The sequence below is a fragment of the Nocardia sp. 852002-20019_SCH5090214 genome (assembly GCF_001665865.1).
GTDB classification, from domain to species: Bacteria; Actinomycetota; Actinomycetes; order Mycobacteriales; family Mycobacteriaceae; genus Nocardia; species Nocardia nova.
In genome coordinates this window covers 64,717-85,143 of the sequence record NZ_LZMK01000045.1, presented here as the reverse complement: position 1 = coordinate 85,143, position 20,427 = coordinate 64,717, and the positions used below count along the sequence as shown (strand labels likewise).

The window sequence follows — 20,427 nt, the reverse complement described above, 5'->3', positions numbered from 1 at the left end:
GACCTAGCTCCGCGCCGGAGCCAGGAGCTTCTTGAGCGGAACCGCTGTGTCCGCCAGATCATTCGGCCCCGGCCGATGCCCGCGGCTCAGCGCCGATCGCAAGGCAACGAAATCCGCTGGGGAGTTGAGGCATTCGGCGGCGGTCAGCGCATCGTCGGTGAAGTACAGCGCTACCCGCCGATGCGGACGCTGCGGATCGGTACGAACGAGCATCGACGTGTGCCCACCGATGAGGCCGGCGATCTGCAACTTCTGATCGCCCTGATCCGACCAGAACCATGGGGTGGGCCGCTGCGGGCACGGTTGGCCCAGCAGCACCGCAGCAGCCGCATTGGCCTGCTCGACCGCATTGTCCACCGATTCGAGCCGGTAGCGAGCGCCGGACTCGGATACATGGGTGGCGCAGTCGCCGATGGCGAGAGTCCAGCCGTCCGAGGCCAGGCAGTGCCGGTCCACGAGGATGCCGCCGTCGCAGTCGAGTCCGAGTTGCTCGGCCAGCTCGGTCCGGGCCTCGGCCCCGATCCCCACGACGACCGTCGCCGCCGGGATTTCGCGGCCGTCGGCGAGCCGTACCGCGTGAATCCTGTTGTCGCGGTGCTCGATCGACACCGGCAGCGCTCCCAGTACCACGTCGGTCGCCATCATTCGGTGAGCGGCGAGCAGTGCCTCGGCGGTGTCGGCACCCACCGCCCGCGCGAGCAGCCGCTCCCCTGCCTCGATCACGGTCACGTCGGCTCCCAGTGCCCGCGCCGTGGCGGCGACCTCGAGACCGACGAAGCCGCCGCCGACGACCACGACGGGCCCGGCCGGCACCCGCGCGGCGAGCAGGCGGGCATCGTCGAGGTCGCGCAGCACCAGCACATCGGGATGATCCGCGCCGGGCAGCGGCAAACGCCGCGGACGCGCGCCGGTGGCCAGCACCAGCCGGTCGAATTCCCGGATCGAATTCTCACCGTCGTGCGTGAGCCGCACCTCGACGCCGGCCGGGGTGCGGCTCAGGTGCGTGACCCGGGCACCGACGATCAGTTCGATCTTCTGGTCGCGGTAATAGTCCGGTTCGCGCAACAGCACCGAGTCACCGGTGGCCTCACCCTTCAGCCACGCCTTCGACAGCGGCGGGCGCTGATACGGCAGATGCGGCTCATCCGAGATCAGCGTGAGCTCACCGGTGTAGCCCCCGGCGCGAAGGCGATCGGCGAGCTGCACCCCGGCGTGTGCGGCGCCGACCACCACCACACTGTGGGGCGGCGCCTGCACATCGGTCCCGTCCTGCGATTCGGTCATCGTCAGACCTGCTCGTCGGGAATGATCACGTGCAGATCGACACCGTCGGACAACGTGAGCTGGCATGACAGCCGCGAGTTGTCCTCGCGATCGGAGGCCGTGCAGTCCAGCATCTCGTCCTCGTCCTCGGACGGATCGGCGAAGTACCCCCATTCGCCCGGCTCGAGATACACGTGGCAGGTCGCGCACGACAAGGTTCCGCCGCATTGGCCGACGATGCCGTTCACGCCGTTGCGGACCGCAGTCGACATCACCGAATCACCGACGGCGCCGTCGACGACACGCACCTGGCCGTCGGGCTGGGTGTAGAACACTTTGGGCATCGGCACGCTCCTACCAGGTGACCGGCAGATCGACGATCGGCTGGGTGAGGTTGTCGTTGTCGACGACCGCCTCACCGTGAGGTGTCAACCCGGGCAGCCGCTTGAACAGCTCGGCCAGCCCGACCTGCATCTCCATCCGGGCCAGGGGCGCGCCCAGGCAGTGGTGCAGCCCGTAGCTCAGCGTCAGATGCGGGTTGTTGCTGCGCCGGATATCGAAGACGTCGTCGTGTTCGAGGGCCACACCGTCGTGAGCCACCGCCGCCGGGTCGACCATCACGGCCTCACCGCGAGCGACCAGCTGACCGTCGATTTCCACATCCTCGGTGGCGACGAACGGCACGAGACCGCCACCACCGGCGACCTTGTCTCCCAACGCCATTCGACCGTGGCGCAGAATCTCCTCGACGGCGGTCGGCGCCATGCCGTCCGGATCCTGCAGGAACAACTCGAGCTGGTCGGGGTTGCGCAGCAGCGACAGCACACCGGCGCAGATGAAATTCGCGGTGTTGTCGAATCCGCCGATGATGAGCACCAGCGCGATCGGCAGAATCTCGCCGTCGGTGAGGCTGTCGTCCTTGTCGCGGGCATTGGCCAGATCGCTGAGCAGATCCTCGCGCGGGCTCTTCCGCCGTTCCTCGATCAGCGCCATCATGTACACGACCAGTTCGGTCATGTTGGCGACGACTTCTTCCTCGGGCATATTCGCCACCGCGAGGGTCGCCGAACTCCATTTCTGGAATTTCGGACGGTCCTCCGGCGGTACCCCGAGCAGGTTGGCCAGCATCTGGATCGGCAGGGCGACGGCATAGTCGTGCACCAGGTTGGTGGGCGCGCCCTTGGCGACCATCTCGTCGATGAGATGGTTGGCGAACTCGACGGCCGAATCCCGCATCGCCTTCACTCGCTTGGGCGAGATCGAGCGCTGGACGAGTTTGCGCAGTTTGGTGTGATGCGGCGGGTCCTCGAATTGCAGTGTCGTCCTGAGGAAGTCGGGGAATTCCACGAAGTAGGGCACCACCCGTTCGCCGGTGCGGAACGGTTCACGTACGAACCGGCCGTCACTGAGCATCTCGCGGGCGGCGGCGTTGCGGTGGATGACCCACACGTCGCCGCCGAACGGCATCGTCATCTTCGTCATCGGCCGCTCCGCGGCGATAGCCCGGTAACGATCGACGGCGTCCTTCGGCGGCACCGGCTCGAAGGGGTATTCGGTCGGGGTGACCGTTTCTGTCGTACTCATGAGCAAACTCCAGTCGGGGCTGTCGAAGGTGGTCAGGACACCGGCATCTGCGCCGGCGCGACGACCTGCGGCAAGGCATCGGGGGTGATCGCCATGACCTGGTCGAACCGCTCCGCAACGCTCTCGACTGTCAGGCCTGGGTCATGGATGCCGACGGTGTTGACCAGTGCCAGCCGGTTCACGATGCCGCCGGCCACGTTGAACACCTCACCGGTGACATCGCAGCTGGGGTGCAGAAGGTAGGCCACCACCGGTGCGATGTGCTCGGGCAGCAGCGAGGTGCGCATGTACTCCATGATTTCCGGCGACAAGGTGTCGGCGGCGGCTTCGGCCATGCGGGTACCCGCCCCGGGAGCGACGGCGTTCACTTTGATGCCCTTGTCCAGCCCTTCGAGGGCGAGGTTGCGGGTCAGGCCGAACACCGCGCCCTTGGAGCCGCCGTAGTGCGACATCCCCGGATTGCCCAGCATCGCTTGCGAAATGGTGTTGACGATCCGCGGCGATTCGGCCCGCAGCAGATGCGGCCACGCCGCCCGGCATACACGCAGCGTGCCGAAGTAGTGGACGTCGAGGTGGCGTTGATATTCCTCGTCGGGCACCTCGTCGAACGGCGCGGTGCGGACGATGCCGGCATTGTTCACCACGCCGGTGAGACCGCCGAAAGAGGAGACCGCCGCGTCGACGAGGGCGCGGGCGCCGTCCTCGGTGGACACGTCCGCAGCGCACGCCACCGCTGTGCCGCCGGCGGCGGTGATCTCGTCGACGACCTGCGCGGCCGGATCGTCACCGTCCACGCCGGAACCGTCGATGCTCGCACCGAGGTCGCCGACCACGACCGAGGCGCCGCGCGAGGCGAGCAGCAGCGCATGGGCGCGCCCGATGCCCCGGCCCGCGCCGGTCACGACGACGATGCGGTCGCTGAAATCCAGTGTTGCCATTATCTTTTCCTCGAGCTCTGTGAATTCGGTGGGCTTCGGACGGGATCAGGGACGGGTGTCGCCGCCGTGCTGCGGCACGTCCGCCACCCAGATGCCACCCAGCGCTTCCCGAGCGGACTTCTCGAAGTCGAAGACCTCGTAGCCGGCGGTCAGGTACAGGGTGCTGCGATCGGGACCGCCGAGCAGGCAGGCCGAGGCGATGCCGTTCTCCAGCGGCAGCGAGACGGCGTCGGTGATGCCTTCTTCGGTGAAACGCGCGACATATCCGCCGCCGGGCATGGCCGCCCAGACCCCGCCCTCGGCATCGAGGCCGATCCCGTCCGGCATGAACGGGCAGGTGGCGAACTCTCGCGGATTCGACAGGGTGCCGTCGGCGGCGCGATCCATCACGGTGATCTTGAAGGCCATCACCTCGGCGGTGTAGACCCGGGTCCCGTCGGCGCTGACGGCAATCCCGTTGGCGCACAACAACGGACCGACCTTCTCGGGAGTGCCGACGGTGCCGTCCGGTTCCACCACGATCAGAGGTGACGGAAGGGGATCCTCGCCCTTGAACAGATCGAAGCCGAGCTGGGTGATGTAGGCGCGCCCGTCGGCGTCGACCACCATGTCGTTGGCCGCGGCCGAGCAGTGCTCGGAGATGTCGGCGTACACCGACAGGTCCTCGGGCCCGCCCCCGCCGTGGATCAGCACCAGCTTCTCGTGCATGGACACCACGATCAGCCGCCCGTCGGGCAGCCAGCCGAATCCGCCCAGCACGATCGGCACGTCGGTCTTCGCCGCCCGTGCGTTCGCGTCGACGACGACGGTGGCGTTGCCGTCCGCGTCGAGGGTCTTCAACGTTCCGGTGTACATGTCCGAGAACCAGAAGGTGCCCTCGTGCCAGCGCGGGCACTCCGGCCAGGAGTATCCGGTCGAGATCCTGCGGGCCTCGTAGGTCGGGGCTTGCGCCGCCGCGACGGCGGCGGCGACGGTGTCGACGGGATTGGTCATTGTGAGGCCCTCCAGCAACGGTGATAGGGACGGAAAGTCGGTGCAGCCGCGGCGTTCCCGGCTACACAGCACACGTGAGCCACGACTACCGCAGGGTGCGAAGGCGGTGGCCCGAGAGGCCCGGTGCACCCGGTTCACGGCGGTGAACTGGGTCACAAGCACGTGGCATGACAGGACGATAGGTTTCCGCGATCGGCGTCAGCCGACGCCCTCCCATTCAGCGGGAGAGGTCTGTCAGAACCCGTCCGCGTACCGTGCCGCGATGCGCTCCCACACGGTCGGATCGGTGCGGGGACCGCCCGGAGTGGACGCGCCGTAACGCTCGATCTCGGCGGCGAGATCGAGCGGAGCGGTCGGCGGAGTACCCGGCACCAGGGCCTGCTCGACACATTCGTCGGGCACCAGCCAGCACACCTCGAATTCGATCCCGTCGGGATCGCGCCCGTAGAGGGCCTTGGTGGAGCCGTGGTCGCCGGTGCCGGTCAAAGCCCTTGCCGCGGCGAGACGTTCGTGCAGTGCCGCGAGTTCGGCCAGGGTGTCCACCTCCCACGCCACGTGATAGAGGCCGACAGCGCCGGATACCGGCGTCGCGCGCTCACGGGCCTGGAACAGACCGAGATCGTGATCGTTGGCCGAGTCCGCGTGGCGCAGAAAGGCAGCGCCGGGAAATGCGCCGGGAAGCCGGCGGAACCCGAGTACACCCTCGTAGAAGTCCAGGCTGCGCTGTAGATCCGACACGTACAGGACGACGTGGTTGATCCCGCGCATACCCGGCCCTCCTCGACACAACGCCACCGGCGCACACCAGGTGACAACGGTAGTACCGAAATCCTCCCTCGAACCTACCGGCGAACACGGATGCCGTCCCGTGGAGCGGAACAGTCGGGGTCGACCGATCCGCATCGCGACAGGTGTTTCGGCCGGCCACTGCGGCGACACCGATGTGCCCGGTCCGCACCGGTGCCGGCCGCGCATGGCGAGCTCCGGATCAGGAGACCGCCGTCGCGGCCGACTCCTCGACTGCCTCACCGAGATACGCCCGCTCGATTCGGCGTGGATCGGCACGCAGCGCTTCGGCGGTATCGGAATCCGCGACCGTGCCGTGCACCAGGATCGCGGCTCGGTCGGCGATTCCCAGCGCCAGGTGCACATGCTGCTCGACCAGTAGCACGCTCATGCCGTCGTCGGCGAGTGCACGCAGCACATCCAGGATTTCGCGGACGATGACCGGGGCCAGTCCCATACTGAGTTCGTCGATGAGAAGGACCTTGGGGCGCTGCAGGATCGCCCGGCCGATGGCCAGCATCTGTTGCTCGCCGCCCGACAGTCGCCCGGCGTCGACCGACAGCCGCTTCTCCAGGGCCGGGAAGTACTGCAGCACTTCGGGGATCGCCGTCCGGCGCCGGGCGCGCTCTGCCACGGCGAGACGCAGGTTCTGCCGGGTGCTCAACTGCCGGAACAAGGCCCGGTCGTCGGGCACCAGCACGACTCCGGCACGCACCGCGGCTCGTGGGCGTCCGCTCACGATGTCGGCGCCCTCGACCCGGATCTCACCGCCGGCGCGAGGCAGCAGTCCGGACAAGGTCGAGAGCAACGTGGTCTTACCCGCCCCGTTCGGCCCCAGCAGGCAGGTGATCTCCCCGGCGTGCAGATCCAGGTCCACACCGCGCAGGCACGGTCGCTGCTTGATGTAGCCGGCACTGAGGTCGCGACATTCCAGCACTGTTGTCATGGCTATGCCTCCTGCGTGGTCAGAGCGCCGGACTGCAATTCGGGCACTGCTTCGGAAGCCACTTCGACGGTGTCGGACGAGACGCCGAGGTAGGCGCGCAGCACCTCGGTATTCGTCCGGATCGATTCCGGTGGCCCACTGGCGATCACCGTGCCCAGGTCGAGCACGATCACCCGATCGCAGATGGTGAGTACCAGCTCCATATCGTGATCCACCAGCAGAATCGCGGTCCCGCTGTCGCGCACGGAACGCAACTTCTCACCGAGCCAACGGCTTTCGTTGTTGTCCAGTCCCGCGGCGGGTTCATCGAGCAGCGCCACCGCGGGGGCCGCGGCCAGCACGCGGGCCACCGAGACCAGTTGCCGTTGTCCCTGCGACAGCGAGGCCGCCGCGGCATCGGCCATGTCCCCGAGTCCGAGGACGGCCAGTGTGCGCGAAACCAACTGGGCAACCGGAAGTTTCGACTGTGATCGGGCGGCGCCGACCCGGACGTTCTCCGCGACGGTGAGATCGTCGTAGAGTTCCACATCCTGGAAGCTGCGGCCCAGTCCCGATCGTGCGCGGGCATGAGGCGGTGCACCGGCGATGGCGGTGCCGTCCAGGGTGATAGCACCACTCGCCGAGGCAAATCCGGTGACGGCATCGATCAGCGTGGTCTTGCCGGCGCCGTTGGGCCCGATCAGGCCGACGATCTCACCCGGGAACACCTCGAAGGTGACATTCGATACCGCGGCCACCGCACCGTAGGACACACTGACGCCGTCGACCGACAGCAGCGGAATGTCGGTGTCGCGCGGCGTCACGGCATCGGTCACCTCCACCCCGCCGGACGAGGTGCGATCGCCGCGGCGCGGCGCAGGCCATCGAACCCGCGGCAGGCGACTGGCGATGCCGTCGGGATTGGTCATCACCGTGATGATGAGCAGAATTCCACTCAGTACGGCGTAGTAGTCACCGATGTGCAGGAAGCGGTCGACCAGCAGGTAGACCACACCGCCCGGAGCCATGAGACCGGCCAGGATCGCGCCCGTGATCGAGGTGACGCCGGCGACGTACATGATGGCGAACAGCCCGATGCCGGCGAACACCGCGAACGGCTCCGGCGTGGCAAGAGTCTGTTGATAGCCGAGCAGAGCACCCGACAACCCGGCGATGAAAGCGCCGATCGCGAAGGTGATCAGTTTGGTGCGCGACACATCGATGCCCGCGGCCGCCGCCGAACGTTCGTTGGCGCGCACGGCGAGCATGTCGGTACCGAGGCTGCTGCGGCGCAACCAGGCGACACCGAGTCCGGCCATCGTCAGTACCGCCAGGCACAACACACCGAACGCGATGCGCGGATAGGCATGTCCCGCACCGATTCCGAGGTCGATGCCGAACAGCCGGGGATTGTCGATCGGCGCACCGGCGACACCGCCGTTGAGGTCGGAATTGCGGAACCAGAACGCTTCGACGAAGACTGCGAGCGCCAGCGTGACCACGGTGAGCGGCAGGCCACGCACTCGGAGCGCCGGCAGGCCGACCACCACGCCGACGAGGGTCGCGAACAGGGCGGACAGGATCGGCGCGAACGGAAACGGGATCCCCAGGTGCTGGTTCAGCACGCTCAACGCATAGGCCGAAACACCCGCGAGGGTGAGCTGAGCCAGCGAGATCTGACCGGCATATCCGGTGACCACGACCTGCGACAGGGCGAGCACGCCGAAGATGATGCTGCTGACGACGGCGGCCCGGTAGCTGCCGGACGTCGCGGTCAGCGCCACCACGGCGACCACCAGCGACAGCATTGCGGGGATCGCTATGTGATCGGGTCGCGGGGCGCGTCCGAGTGCCTTGCGCACCACACTGCCACGATCGGGCAGCGGACGTCCCTTCACGACCAGGAATCCCAGGATCAACAGCAGCGAGATCGCCTCGGCGGTACCGGATTTCGGCATCCAACTGTAGAGCCCCTGCAGATTGGTGGCTTCGGCCTGCAGGGCACCGATCACGATGCCCGCGGCAACGGTCAGCCAGATCGAACTGAAATTGCCCACCAGGGTGGCTGCCAGCGCCGGCACGATGAACATCGAATAGGCAACAGGATTCAACGCCACCAGCGGCGCGATCAGGATGCCGCCGAGGCCCGCGACCACCGAGGACAGCGCCCAGTTGCTGAACGCGATCCGGTCCGGGGACAATCCGGTCAGGTAGGCGCCCTTCTCCGATTCGGCGGCCGCCTCGGTCGCGACACCGAAGCGGGTGAAGCGGAACACGACCGTCGCGACGATCGCGATGCCGATGATCGAGGCCGCGAGCCAGATCCGGTCGGTGGGCACGGTTCGGTCCCCGATCCGGAAGGTGTCCAGGGCGAAAATCGGCTGGACGGCAACGAGTCCGGTGCCGACCCGCTGCGCGATCAGCGCCTGGATCACGATCATCAACCCGATAGATGCCACCGCCTTCGCGACCACCGACGCGGTCCGCATGGGCCGGAACACCAGCGCGTAGCAGAGGACGCCGAGGACGGCGGCGAAGACCAGAGAGATCGCCATGGCCGGGATGACACCCAGGGGCCCACCGAGATGGACGGACTTGGGCAGTCCCGGTATCGGAACCAGCAACTCCCCCTTGCGGAGCAAGGCGTAGGTGTACGCGGTGTACAGCGCGACCGTGCCGGTCGCGAAGTTCACCACACCGGAACTCTTGAACGTCATTACGAGCGCGAGTCCGATGGCCGCGTACACAGCCCCGTTTCCGAGGCCGAGCACGAGGTAGGAAAGATGGTCTGTCATGGCGATCTCTCTGGCCGAATCCCGTTGTTACCCTTGACCTATCCGGTCACTTCGAGGTCCACCGGGACACCTTTGTCGTTGATCTTGCCGATCAGCATCTGATGCGAGCAGATCGACGGCATCTGCGGCACGGCGGTGCCGTTGCAGGTGAACGTGATCCCGCCGCCGGCCGGCATCTGGACGTTCTGGGCCGTCTTCAACGCCTGCTTGATGCCCGCCGCATCGGCCTGGCCCTGCAGATTCTTCGTGGCCCCGACGAGGGCCATGACGAGCTGGTAGCCGGAGGACGCGGCGCCGGTGACGTTCAGATCCTTCGCGTACTGCTGCAGCACGGAGCGGTAGAGCACCGAATCCGGGCGATCGGACAGGTAGTCGGTGGCGGTGATGCCGATGCTGCCCTTGACCGTGTCCATCCCGATGATGTTGGTGACCGAGGGATCGAGGCACGTCGGGATGTAGACCTTCTGCACGTTCGGATCGGCGGTCTGGATCGCCTTGTACACCGAGGTGCAGGTTCCGGCATCGGCGATGACGCTGACACCGTCCGGCTTGGCGGACAGTCCGGAGGTGACCAGCGGAGTCGGGTCCGGCACGCCGAGGGCGATCGGCACCACCTTCAGGTCGACGCCGGCCCCCTGGAAGATCGGAGCGCCCATCGCGTTGATCATGGCGCCGATACCGCCGCCGTCACTGGCGAAGATGGTGAACGTCTTCATGTTCTGTTTCTTGGCCGCTTGCGCCATCGCGGTGATCGTGCCGGGCAACCCGGCCGACGGCGACGATGATTCCGGCGAGGCCAGCTCCACCTGCGACACACCGTTGAGGGTGACGTAGGGGATCCCCGCCCCCGCGACGATCGGCACGATGGCCGGACCCTGCGAGGTTCCCGGCGACAGGACGGCCGCCACCTTCTGTTCGACCAACTCGTTGGCGCACTTGGTCGCCGAGGTCGGTTCCTCCTGTTGCTTGCACACGACCAGGTCGATCGGATGCCCGGCCAACCCACCGGCGTTCTTGTTCACATACTGGACCGCGGCCTCGGCCCCCTGACGCATTTCCGGAATCGAGACGACCGCGCCGCCCTCGGTGGAGACGAACCCGATCTTCACCGGTGTACCGGAGGCCGGGTTGTCCGGCAGCGATGTGGTCGAGGCACCGGCGATCGCGCTGTTGTTCGAGGTGTCGTCGCTGCTACATGCACTCGCGCCCAAAGCCCCTATCAGGGCCAATGCGCTGAATCCGGCAAGTGTTCGCCGGTGGCGAGCAAGTCCGCCAAGTTTCATGATCCGAGATCTCCTTCTGCGAGGAGGAGCCACGCCGAGTGTTCGTCGGCACACCGGGCTCCTCGCATGATGTGCATCACATATCGATGTCAGCGGCGATTATGTGCGGATCGGACACCCGGTCGCGGACGGCGGTTCCCGTTCACCGGGACAACGGTTCGCAGAAATTTCGGCACACCTGCCACGACGGCAGCAAACTCCGTGACCCGCTTCACAGATCGGCGTCGATGTGCCACTATTTTCTAATCGAAATAGGCACGTCAGATCGTCGCCGTGGTCAACGAGGAGCACAGCATGACCGTTACGCAGGAGATTCACGCGGCCGAGGCGAACACCCCCAGCAATATCCTCGACCGGTTGACTCTCGTCCTCGACGCCTTCGACGGACACGAAAGTCTCGGTCTGACCGAGATCGTGTCCCGGACCGGACTGCCTCGCTCGTCGGCGCACCGGATGCTCGATCGGCTCGTCCGCCTGCGCTGGTTGCAGCGCCAGGGCCGCAGCTACAGCCTGGGGATCAGGCTCGTCGAGCTCGGCTCGCTGGCCGTCCACCAAGATCGGGTGCACGCCGCGGCGCGCGAACACCTGCATCACCTGTACCGCGCCACCGGCATGGTGGTGCATCTCGCGGTGCTCGACGGCGCCGATGTGGTGTACCTGGACAAGATCGGCGGCCGGCTGGCCGCGCAGGTTCCGACGCGCATCGGCGGCCGCCTGCCCGCCGCCCGCACGGCATTGGGCAAGGCTTTGCTGGCATACGACAACCACGCCGAACCGGGCGGCGAGGTGGTCCGGCAGCTGGGTTATGCCGTCGAACGAAACGGCGCACCGACCGGGTTCGGCTGTATCGCCGCTCCGATCGGGGAGGTGGGTGAGGCCAGGACCGCAGTGTCCATCTGCGGTCCGCTCAACAAGATGTCGTTCGACAGCCGCATGACCACGCCGGTGCAGCTCACGGCCGCCGCCATCGTGCGCAGCCTCAACGCCGGCCGGTTCGTGACTCCGACGTTGCAGCGCAGGAACATCTTGCGATCGCTACCGACCGCGCCCTCCGTTCTCGCCGAAGGCTGACTGGTCGGTTCCGGTCTCCGCGTCCGGATCGTCAGCGCCCACAGCACGCCAACTTCCGGGATGACGCGGCACCGGAAGTCCGAATTCGTCGGTGACGACCGAGGAGCGATAATGCTCGGCCGCGGCATCGATATCCGCGAGCAGCTGCTCGGCCAGCTCGATCTCGGCTTCGAAATAGCGCTGCGACCATCGCAAACTCATCTGCGTGAACGACCATCCCGGCTCCGGATCCGACCGGTCGGCGTGCCGTCCCGCTCGCCGCGCGCGCTCGCGAAGGTTGTCGATATGGGTCCTGACGATGCGCTTCAACTGCTCCGGATCGTGCAGATGACCCATCCAAAGGCGAAGCATCACACCATGTTTGAGCACCGGCATGTCCACGTCGGCATCGCGCGACCAGTTACGCAGCGCGCGCAGCCCGTCCTCGGTGATGCGATACAGCCGCCGGTTGCGCACGCCCTCGTCCGCGACCAGTCGGGACTGCACCAGCGACAGGTCCTCGAGCTTCTTCAGTTCGCCGTAGATCTGGCTTACCGACGGACTCCAATAGAAGAATCCGATACTCCAGTCGGCCCATTTCTTCAATTCGTTGCCGGTCAATTCCTCACCGAATGACAACATCCCCAATACTGCCCAGCTGGTGGCGGGCAAGTTGGGGAAAGAATCGACGTCAGCACCCATAATCGCCGAGCTTACAAGGCATTCCGGACCCATTGCCCCCGGCCGCTCCCGGCTGACGGGAACGAGATCACCCACTCGGCGGCGCACCACTTACGTTGAACACCATGAGCGACAGCACCATCTACATCATCGACCGGATAGTGCTCAAACCCGGCCACGCGCGCGCTTTCATCGACGCGTATTTGAGCGAATACGCCCCCGGCGCGCGGGAACGCGGTCTGACCTTGGACCGCGTCCTGGTCAGCCCGCCGGCCTGGATCGATGCGGAGAGCAATGTCGTCACCGCGACCTGGACCGTCGAGGGCCCGCAGCAGTGGTGGGCCGCGGCAGTGAAGGGACGCCACGATCCGGTGTACGCCCAATGGTGGCAGTCGGTCTCCCCCATGATCGTCGAACGGTCCCGGTCCATGGCCGCCGCGGCCGAGGCCGTAGAAGGGCTGTGCCATGTATAAGGTGACCCGACTACTCCATCTGGACGACACCGCGGACAGGGCGGCGGTACTACGCACCATCACCGCCGCGGCCGATGCGATTCCCGCTCGGTACACCCTCGTCGCGCCCACACTGCCCGGAGCACGCAACGGCGGGGACCTTCTCGTCCACCTGCAATTCGAGTCGGAATCGGAATGGTCGCGCTGGCGGGCACCGATCGACGCGGCGACCTCCGGCAGCTCCGTTCACCACGTCGATGCCGCCGAATATCGCGGTGGATCGCCCGGGCAGGACCGGGCGGGACGCCGCAACTCGTCGAGCCCGGCCTCGGTCTATCGGACGTTGCTGTTACGCGTGGACGATTCCGCTTCGCCCGCGGAACTCGGGCGGTTCGAACACGCGATGCTGCAGATGCCCGTACATCTGCCGGGAATCCGGGCGTGGCAGCTCAGTCGCGTCGCTCACGCTTCCGGAACGTCGGCCTGGACCCATGTCTGGGAGCAGGAGTTCGCCGATCTCGACACGCTGCTCGGGCCCTATATGAATCATCCGGTGCACTGGGGACATGTGGACCGGTGGTTCGATCCGGAGTGCCCCGAGCAGCTCGTCAAAGACCGTGTGTGTCACAGTTTCTGTGCGATGTCGGCGCCGGTCATCACCGACACGACGCCGGCGGCACTGTCAGCGGCGGAGGAACGCTAGAACCGCCGCTTCCCACGCTTCCTGCTGCTCGATCATCACCCAGTGCCCGCAGTTGGGGAAGATGTGGATCTTTCCGTTGGGGCAGCATGCGTATCGGAAGCAAGGCCATGTCCACCGGGCTCGCACGGCTTTAACCCGCTTTCCCGGTGAGCGGCGCACTCCCCGGCACGGCCCGATCCCCTCCGGCACCGTCGGGGAGGCCGGCCTCAACTGGTCATCGGGCTCCGCGAGTGAGACGAATCCGCTTCTCCGCCGGCCGAGAACGCTGCATGCCGACCGGCCCGGCGGCCGAAATACGACCCCGCACCCAGCTGTGTACCGCTGGCGTACCCCTTGCCGTCTTGAGCCAGCGTGGAGGCACAGGCGCCGGCTGCGTACAGACCCGCAACGGTGGTCCCGTCCGGGCGCTCGACCTGTCCGTCGACGGTCGTCCGTAGTCCGCCGAGGGTGAATCCGGCATAGGACGCCACGCCGAGCGACAGGTTGAATGCCGCCCAGGGACCGCGGTCCTGCGCCTCCAGATACTCGGGTCGCTTGCCGAATTCCGGGTCGGAGCGCTCGGCGGCGTGCGCGTTGTAGGCATCCAGCGTCCGCTGCAGATTGCCCGGCGGAATGCCGAGCGCGGTCTCCATCTCGCCGACCGTCTCCCACCCGTCGATGAACGGCACCAGTTCGAAATCCCGCTTCGCCAAGTGCGATTCGTCCAGGATGAGGAATGCCTTCGCATCCGGCTGTTCCAAGACGAATCCGGCGGTGCGGGCGTGATAGGAGTCTTCGGCGACGAACCGCTCCCCCTGCGCGTTGACGATGATTCCGGTGAGGTGCCGGGCAGGCGGGTACACCGGCGCCGTCACGAAACACTGGTCCATATGCGCGGTGGCAGCCCCAACCGACATACCCATCCGGATACCGAGGCCGTCGTCGAACGACGAGCCGAGCGGATACGGTTTCTCCGCGAGCTGCGGCACGTATTGCCGCACCAGATCGGGATTCATGACGAAACCCCCGGCGGCGAGGACCACCGCACGCGCCTTCACGGCCCCGGATTCCGCGAACCGTTTCCAGCGCACTCCGACCACGGCTCCACTCTCATCGCAGATCAGCTGCTGTGCTCCGGTTTCGTACCGGATCTCGACACCGAGTTGCTCGAGCCGCTGCACCAGTAGACCGGTCACGAGCGCCGCTCCACCCGTGTCACCGGCCACGGGCACTTTGTGGCCGCGCGGCGCGGGGACAGCCAGTTCGCAGAAGGGCCATACCTTTTCGTTGCCGGTGTACATCAAGCCTTGGGTCCCCGGCTGAATGACGGCCTTCTCCGGATAGAAGCTCCGCTCGAAGCGAAAGCCCAGACCTTCCAGCCACTCGAAATGCGCCACACTGTCGACGCAGTAATCGTGGATCTTGCGCACATCGGGTTCCCGCGAAACGGCCGTGAGGTATTTCTCCATTTCCACCGCGGAGTCGGTGTGTCCGGTGGCGGTCTGCACCGCGGTGCCGCCGCCGAGATAGAAATGGCCGCCGGCCATCGACGATGTACCACCGCCGGCCGCAGCCCGCTCGAATACCAGTACATTGGCGCCGTGTGCCGCGGCCTCCGCCGCCGCGCATCCCCCCGCGATGCCCAATCCGACGACGATCACATCCGCTTGCCCGGTCCAGTCCTCGACGTCGGCCGCGGGAACGACTGCAGGAATTTCTGTTCGCATATCCGGTAAGAGTGGCTGAGCCCGTACCCGCGGCGCATCGCATTTCCCGCCGAGCGGAATACGGCCGGGGAAGTGTGCCCGTAAAACACAATCTTCACGAAGCATGCCTGAACTATCTCGTGTTAGTGTCCCTGGGCTACAGCGTCGGTAGCAACGAGCACAATGGCTACGGGAAATGCGCTTGCGGCACGGCACCAACCGGACAACTCACGACCGGAAGCGCCGAACGGACGCCGCGGCCGGCCGCGTCCACCCCGGCTACGCTCCGGGTTCGGGACGTTTTATGTGGATTTGCGCCGATTACACTGCAGCACAACGCGATTAGCGGTAACTAACTGGACTCGCGACGGATCATCGTCATGGTCGGCAACGCCGGCTCCGGCGCCGCGGCGAGTTCACCCGCGGCGTGCAATGCGAGGTCGGCGGTATATCGAGCCACCCCTGCCGCGTCCATCCGCACACTCGATAGCGAAGGTACGAACACAGCCGCCAGTCGGGTGTCGTCGTGACCGATCACCGCCAAGGGTGCCGGGACACCGATACCAGCCCGCATCGCAGCACCGACAACGATCGCCGCCACGGTGTCGTTGTAGGCCACGACGCCGGTGACACCGCTGTCACGCCAGGCCAGGACACTCGTCACGGCCGAGGCCTCTCCCGTGCCGACTTCACGAACGTCGAGCGGTTCGAGCCCCAACCGCTCGGCTGCCCCCTGCGCGGCTGCCACTCGCGCGGCGACGAGATCTGCGAGTCTCTCCTCACGGCCGGTGGCATAGGCCAGCCGCCGATGCCCCAGGGAATAGAGGTGCTCCACCTGCAACCCCACCCCCGCGACAGCCGCCTCCGAGCGCCCTACCGTTCCGATGACAACTCGGCGGACCCCGCTGGCCCGCAACGAATCCTGTTCTTCCGCATCGAAATCGGCCAGACCGATCACCACGTCGGGGGTGACCGACTCCCAGAGCGGCCGGGAGCGATCCGCCGCCCGGCGGGTGTAGGTGATCAGCGAATAGCCGGCTCGATCCAGCGCACAAGCCATTTCGTCGACATACTCCGCCATACTGTCTTCGACCGGCCAGTCGGGCAGCACCAACAGCACCAGGCGACTACTGCCACGGCGCAATGTCTGCGCCGCTCGGTTGGGCCGGTATCCGAGCCGCTCGGCTTCGGCCAGCACCCGCTGCCTGGTTTTCTCCGGAATCGTCTGCCCGGGAGTGTTGTTGAGGACGAACCCGACAGTCGCGCGCGACAGTCCGAGTGAACGGGCAACATCGGTCGCGGTCACACGCTGCTTCGCAGACGGCATCCGCATCACCTCCCGGACCGGTTCGGCGAACGGGTATTCACCGGGTCGCGCGATCATACGCTAGCACGTGCGAGGAGCGCGGACCGGATCTGTCCGCGGTTCGGAAACGCCCTGCCGCCGCACCGGACGCGTGCGTGAGGAGTCGTACCGGAATCGCCTCGGCCAATCCTCTGGACTGTCTGGACGACAACTCGGCGCTCCGCATCGCCGCTACCAGTCCTGCCAAGGAACGATCGAATGCACCGGCGCGGCGAACAGCACCTCCTCGGCCTCAGGACAGGGGGCACCACGGCCCGCCGCGTCCCATTCCCGCTCATGCTCGGCAAGTTCGCTCGACACCGTCTCGGGATCGCCGTCCAGATACAACAGGCGAATCCGCAACGCACCGCTGGAATACTCTCGCCGTGCCTCCCCGAGCGGCAGTGTCGGATGCGTCTGCACCGAATGCAGGGCGAACGACCACGCGCCCGCCACCCCGGGACACCCCAGCAGATCGGGGATCCGCACCCGATCCTGCCAGCGAAACTGCTCGTGCGCGGGCACACCGTGCGGGTCGGCCAGATATGTGAGGGTGACGTGCAGCCCGCGGTTCGGCCGGAACGGCAGCGCGTCGGCCGACACCAGAACCCGTGGTGCCACATAGCCTTTCACCGGAGTGAAGAACGCCAGCAGGGACCGCCGGATCCCCGGCAGAATCGGGCCCCGCCCCCACTGGAAGGAGTCTTCACCCAGCTTGGTCCATTCGGCGATACTCTGCTCGTACGGCGGCCGGAACCAATACATGGCCATATAGTCGGTACCGGCCAGCTCCCCCGCGGCAGTCCCGAGCTCTGCGCCGCGGTCTCGGCGGCGGGCCCAGCGATCGCCCCACGCGACCCCTGGTAGCAGCAAATTCTCCGGCCGGTGATCCAGCTGATGCCATTCGTTGTATTCCCGATGCCTGTCGGGATCGGTCAGTTCGATGAACGAGAAGAACGCCCGCTCCGAAAACACTTGCCACCTCCGAGATGTCGATTTCGGTCACTCGCGACCACGCAACGCTAGGAGCTCGGCGCCCGCAGATCGTCGAGTCATTCCATCCATCGGGAAAGCCGTGCCGCCGGCGCGGCGAACCGAAGCGACGTCTCTTCGTTTCGCTCACCGGGAGAAGACACGAAGACCGCCGGGCCGGCCTCCCTACGATGCCGCCATGCACTTCTCATGCCTTCCGACCGGATCGTGGGCCGATGAAAGCTGAATCCGACGCTATTGCCGATGTAGTGAATCGATACGCTTACGCACTCGACGACCGAGATTGGCGCCGCCTCGACGAAGTGTTCGCCCCCGACGTCGTCATTCGATACGGCAGTCCCGACGCGCGGGCGATCGAAGGGCGGGTGGCCACCGTCGCGATGATTCGATCGTTCCTCGACCACTGTGGACCTTCTCAACATCTGTTGGGCAACATGATCGTCGACATCGACGGAGATACCGCATCCACAACCTGCAAGGCCAGGGTCTTCCACATGGGAGCAGGCCCACACCCCGACAAGACGTACGAATGTGCGGGGTCTACCGAGACACGCTGACCCGAACGGCAGCAGGATGGCGAATCACCGAACGCGTCTTCGATATACATTTCGAACTGGGAAGCCCGGAAGAGGTTCCGGGTGCCCAGCGTTCCCCCGCACCGCAGCAGTCGTTTTCGTTCACGAAGATCTTGGTGAATGATCTCGAAGCCCAATTCTCCTTCTATTCGACAGTTTTCGGTCGCACGGAAAAGACTCGCTGCGACTTCGACGATCGCGCCGATCCTCTCGCCGAGATCATCATGACCTCCGCCGACGGCACCGATCGATCACTGGTCCTGCTGCACTACAAGAACCGGCCGGCACCGGCACCGGGTTCCGCAATCATCGGCTTCGAGGTGAGCGGAATCGATGCTGTGGTGCAGCGAGTTGCCGACGCCGGCGGCACAGTGACCGAACCCCCTCGACTGATGACGAATATCGGATCAAGGTCGCCTTCGTCGAAGATCCGGAAGGACACGTACTGGAGATCTTTGAACGCATTTGAATTGCGAGCAGGTCCCGCGGTGACGATCCGGCCTGAGAGACGAGTCCAGCAAGAACGCCGACAAGCTCCAAACACGTTCGAGCAGTGGACCAACGGCGCTCGCAAGATCGGCCGGGTTCCCCGCTCGAAGGCCAGGAGTGCTACACGCACCATGAGCGACAGGCAACAGACCGGCGCGATCCGCGAATGGGCGAAGAACAATGGCTACAACGTCTCGAGCCGCGGGCGAATCCAAGCCGACATAGTAGAGGCATACAGCAAGGCGAGTTGATACTCGGCGTACGTGGTAAAACATCCGTGACGCGGCAACCCGGAAGCTGACGAGGCGGACGCGAGGGACTCCGCGATGCCGATACACCAGCCTCCGCGACTCCCTCGGAGTCATGGTGCCAACTGGTTGCTAGTCCGCGAGAGTAGTCGGCGTGTCGCGAAACGACACGCCGACTACTTTTCTCCGATGCCGCCTTGATGCCGACCTGCGGCGACGCGAATATTGGGCCAGAGCAAAGTATTCAGTTACCGAATCCCACACAGAGGCACGCGGAACCGACCATCTCGAGTGCAGATGCGGGCGCGACGCAGCGGGCGCGGGTATCGAAACGGGAAGGTCCGATGCCGCCAATTCCGCTGTTCGATGGGTTCTACAGCACCTCACGTCACGAAGCGACGCCTCTCCGGAGCGCCCAAATACCACGTAGGGGTATCTGGGCTATCTCGCATTCTCCCGCGACTCAATGAGACACGATGAGAACCTACAGGCCAGGACAGGTGGCGGTGCCGCCAAGACGGAACCGGCTTCGTCGTCCAGCTCAGGCGGCCCGGCGCCGGACGATGCCGAGCGACAGAAGCGCGATGCCGATCACCACCATGGCCACCGGCAGCCACACGCCGAGGATCGACAGCATCGTCGAGTTCTTCGAGAAGGTGTTCGCGCTGGCGACCACCTCGTTCTCGGCGGTGTGAATGCTCACGATCGACAGCGGCAGGGCCGGGATGTCGCGGCCGTCGGCGGAGACGGTGACATACATGCCCTGGGTCTGCTCGACCTTCAGCGGCGCGCCGAACTCCGCGTCGACGGCGGCAGCGATCTCGTTGGTGCTGCCGAATCCGATGGCGACCGGGTCGGGCAGCAAAGGCAGTGCGGCTGTGAGGGCCTCGCGTGACTTCTCCGGGACGACGCCGGCCCGCAGTAGTCCCTCGATCATGGCCTTGGGCAGTTGCGCCGGGAAGCCATGGAAGCCGGCGAGCAGCGCCGGGTTGCCGATCGGGCCCGCGGCGTCGACGCGGTAGTTGTAGACCTTCCGGCCCTGCACTTCGCTTTCGTCGACGAAGGTCGCCCGCTGGGCGGTGCGGGTCACCGGATCGTAGAGCATGGTGTCGGTTGCGGCCGGGTCCATCGGCCAGCTGAAGGTGAGACCGCTGTGCGCCTCGAAGGTGGTCCGCCTGTCGGCCGGGACCAGTGAGTCCTTCTGTGCGTCGGTGAGTTCGACCGGTGAGTAGTCGACGCGGTCGACCGCATAGGTGTGCACGTCGTCCCGGGTCGAGGAATCCGGGAGGGTGACCACGGAGTTGCTGGTCACGACGGCGGTGTCGCCGTCGACCGCGTCGACGGTGAGGCTGCGGTCGGCGGTGATCGGCATCTTCGGAGTCAGCAGGGCGGCGAAGTCACCTGCCGCGAAGGCCTGCGAGTTCAGAGCCTGCATCGTGCCGTCGTACCGCTGCGACTGACTGAGATCGTCCGGCAGTTTCGTCATGGCGGGCAGCACCGCGAACCTGATGATCACCGCGCCGACTATCAGCACAGCCCCCGATACCGTCCAGACCACCGACGACTTACGAACAGACATCACAAGCTCCTTTGCTTTGGATGACGAGCAGACAGCTTCGAGTCGCGCGGGACCCACGAC

19 protein-coding genes and 1 pseudogene are annotated in these 20,427 nt (G+C 66.1%); 5 read left to right on the top strand and 15 right to left on the bottom strand.

What is annotated here, in order from left to right; all coding sequences use genetic code 11:
* Positions 1 to 3 precede the first annotated feature (3 nt).
* From A5780_RS05705 to A5780_RS05665, 9 genes are all read right to left on the bottom strand, one after another.
* Entirely contained in the window at positions 4 to 1,284 is a 1,281-nt protein-coding gene (locus tag A5780_RS05705; RefSeq protein ID WP_064907915.1) for an NAD(P)/FAD-dependent oxidoreductase, read from the bottom strand.
* 2 nt (positions 1,285 to 1,286) lie between these two features.
* A complete protein-coding gene (locus A5780_RS05700) occupies positions 1,287 to 1,607 on the bottom strand; it encodes a 2Fe-2S iron-sulfur cluster-binding protein (protein ID WP_063013218.1) in 321 nt (106 codons plus the stop codon).
* Positions 1,608 to 1,617: 10 nt separating this feature from the next.
* On the bottom strand, positions 1,618 to 2,847 hold the full coding sequence (locus A5780_RS05695) for a cytochrome P450 (RefSeq protein WP_064907914.1): 1,230 nt from the start codon (positions 2,845 to 2,847) through the stop codon (positions 1,618 to 1,620).
* A gap of 32 nt (positions 2,848 to 2,879) precedes the next feature.
* Positions 2,880 to 3,785, bottom strand: a complete 906-nt coding sequence (locus tag A5780_RS05690; protein WP_181068509.1) for an SDR family NAD(P)-dependent oxidoreductase — start codon at positions 3,783 to 3,785, stop codon at positions 2,880 to 2,882.
* A gap of 45 nt (positions 3,786 to 3,830) precedes the next feature.
* Positions 3,831 to 4,778: an SMP-30/gluconolactonase/LRE family protein gene (locus A5780_RS05685; RefSeq protein ID WP_064907912.1), complete on the bottom strand. Its 948-nt coding sequence runs from the start codon at positions 4,776 to 4,778 to the stop codon at positions 3,831 to 3,833.
* Between the two features lie 234 nt (positions 4,779 to 5,012).
* On the bottom strand, positions 5,013 to 5,546 hold the full coding sequence (locus A5780_RS05680; RefSeq protein WP_063013226.1) for a VOC family protein: 534 nt from the start codon (positions 5,544 to 5,546) through the stop codon (positions 5,013 to 5,015).
* A 220-nt stretch (positions 5,547 to 5,766) separates the two neighbouring features.
* On the bottom strand, positions 5,767 to 6,510 hold the full coding sequence (locus A5780_RS05675; RefSeq protein WP_063013228.1) for an ABC transporter ATP-binding protein: 744 nt from the start codon (positions 6,508 to 6,510) through the stop codon (positions 5,767 to 5,769).
* 2 nt (positions 6,511 to 6,512) lie between these two features.
* Entirely contained in the window at positions 6,513 to 9,284 is a 2,772-nt protein-coding gene (locus A5780_RS05670; protein WP_064907911.1) for an ATP-binding cassette domain-containing protein, read from the bottom strand.
* A gap of 38 nt (positions 9,285 to 9,322) precedes the next feature.
* On the bottom strand, positions 9,323 to 10,567 hold the full coding sequence (locus A5780_RS05665; protein WP_064907910.1) for an ABC transporter substrate-binding protein: 1,245 nt from the start codon (positions 10,565 to 10,567) through the stop codon (positions 9,323 to 9,325).
* A 294-nt stretch (positions 10,568 to 10,861) separates the two neighbouring features.
* Between A5780_RS05665 and A5780_RS05660 the strand changes: the two genes are divergently transcribed.
* Complete coding sequence (locus A5780_RS05660; RefSeq protein WP_064902536.1) at positions 10,862 to 11,638, top strand: IclR family transcriptional regulator; 777 nt, start codon at positions 10,862 to 10,864, stop codon at positions 11,636 to 11,638.
* Here the strand turns inward: A5780_RS05660 and A5780_RS05655 are convergent.
* On the bottom strand, positions 11,603 to 12,319 hold the full coding sequence (locus A5780_RS05655; RefSeq protein WP_063013234.1) for a PadR family transcriptional regulator: 717 nt from the start codon (positions 12,317 to 12,319) through the stop codon (positions 11,603 to 11,605). The genes A5780_RS05660 and A5780_RS05655 overlap by 36 nt on opposite strands.
* 104 nt (positions 12,320 to 12,423) lie before the next feature.
* On the opposite strand from A5780_RS05655, the gene A5780_RS05650 reads away from it, so the two are divergent.
* Complete coding sequence (locus A5780_RS05650; protein WP_063013236.1) at positions 12,424 to 12,771, top strand: hypothetical protein; 348 nt, start codon at positions 12,424 to 12,426, stop codon at positions 12,769 to 12,771.
* Positions 12,764 to 13,453 (top strand): Dabb family protein, encoded by a 690-nt coding sequence (locus tag A5780_RS05645; RefSeq protein ID WP_064907909.1) that lies wholly within the window; start codon positions 12,764 to 12,766, stop codon positions 13,451 to 13,453. Before A5780_RS05650 ends, A5780_RS05645 begins: the two co-directional genes overlap by 8 nt.
* Here A5780_RS05645 and A5780_RS41715 read toward each other — a convergent pair.
* From A5780_RS41715 to A5780_RS05630, 4 genes and pseudogenes are all read right to left on the bottom strand, one after another.
* A pseudogene (locus A5780_RS41715) lies at positions 13,433 to 13,580 on the bottom strand (alpha/beta fold hydrolase); the annotation flags it as partial. The gene A5780_RS05645 and the pseudogene A5780_RS41715 overlap by 21 nt on opposite strands.
* Positions 13,581 to 13,659: 79 nt before the next feature.
* Complete coding sequence (locus tag A5780_RS05640) at positions 13,660 to 15,159, bottom strand: FAD-binding protein (RefSeq protein ID WP_064907908.1); 1,500 nt, start codon at positions 15,157 to 15,159, stop codon at positions 13,660 to 13,662.
* 331 nt (positions 15,160 to 15,490) lie between these two features.
* Complete coding sequence (locus tag A5780_RS05635; protein WP_082940426.1) at positions 15,491 to 16,465, bottom strand: LacI family DNA-binding transcriptional regulator; 975 nt, start codon at positions 16,463 to 16,465, stop codon at positions 15,491 to 15,493.
* Between the two features lie 210 nt (positions 16,466 to 16,675).
* Entirely contained in the window at positions 16,676 to 17,458 is a 783-nt protein-coding gene (locus A5780_RS05630; protein WP_064902529.1) for a hypothetical protein, read from the bottom strand.
* A 233-nt stretch (positions 17,459 to 17,691) separates the two neighbouring features.
* Here A5780_RS05630 and A5780_RS40645 point away from each other — a divergent pair, with 233 nt between their 5' ends.
* Together A5780_RS40645 and A5780_RS42695 are read left to right on the top strand one after the other, a co-directional pair.
* Positions 17,692 to 18,033: a nuclear transport factor 2 family protein gene (locus tag A5780_RS40645; protein WP_197521667.1), complete on the top strand. Its 342-nt coding sequence runs from the start codon at positions 17,692 to 17,694 to the stop codon at positions 18,031 to 18,033.
* 134 nt (positions 18,034 to 18,167) lie between these two features.
* On the top strand, positions 18,168 to 18,791 hold the full coding sequence (locus A5780_RS42695; protein ID WP_197521666.1) for a histone-like nucleoid-structuring protein Lsr2: 624 nt from the start codon (positions 18,168 to 18,170) through the stop codon (positions 18,789 to 18,791).
* Between the two features lie 538 nt (positions 18,792 to 19,329).
* Here A5780_RS42695 and A5780_RS05615 read toward each other — a convergent pair.
* Entirely contained in the window at positions 19,330 to 20,367 is a 1,038-nt protein-coding gene (locus tag A5780_RS05615; protein ID WP_155525830.1) for a porin PorA family protein, read from the bottom strand.
* Positions 20,368 to 20,427: the final 60 nt, after the last annotated feature.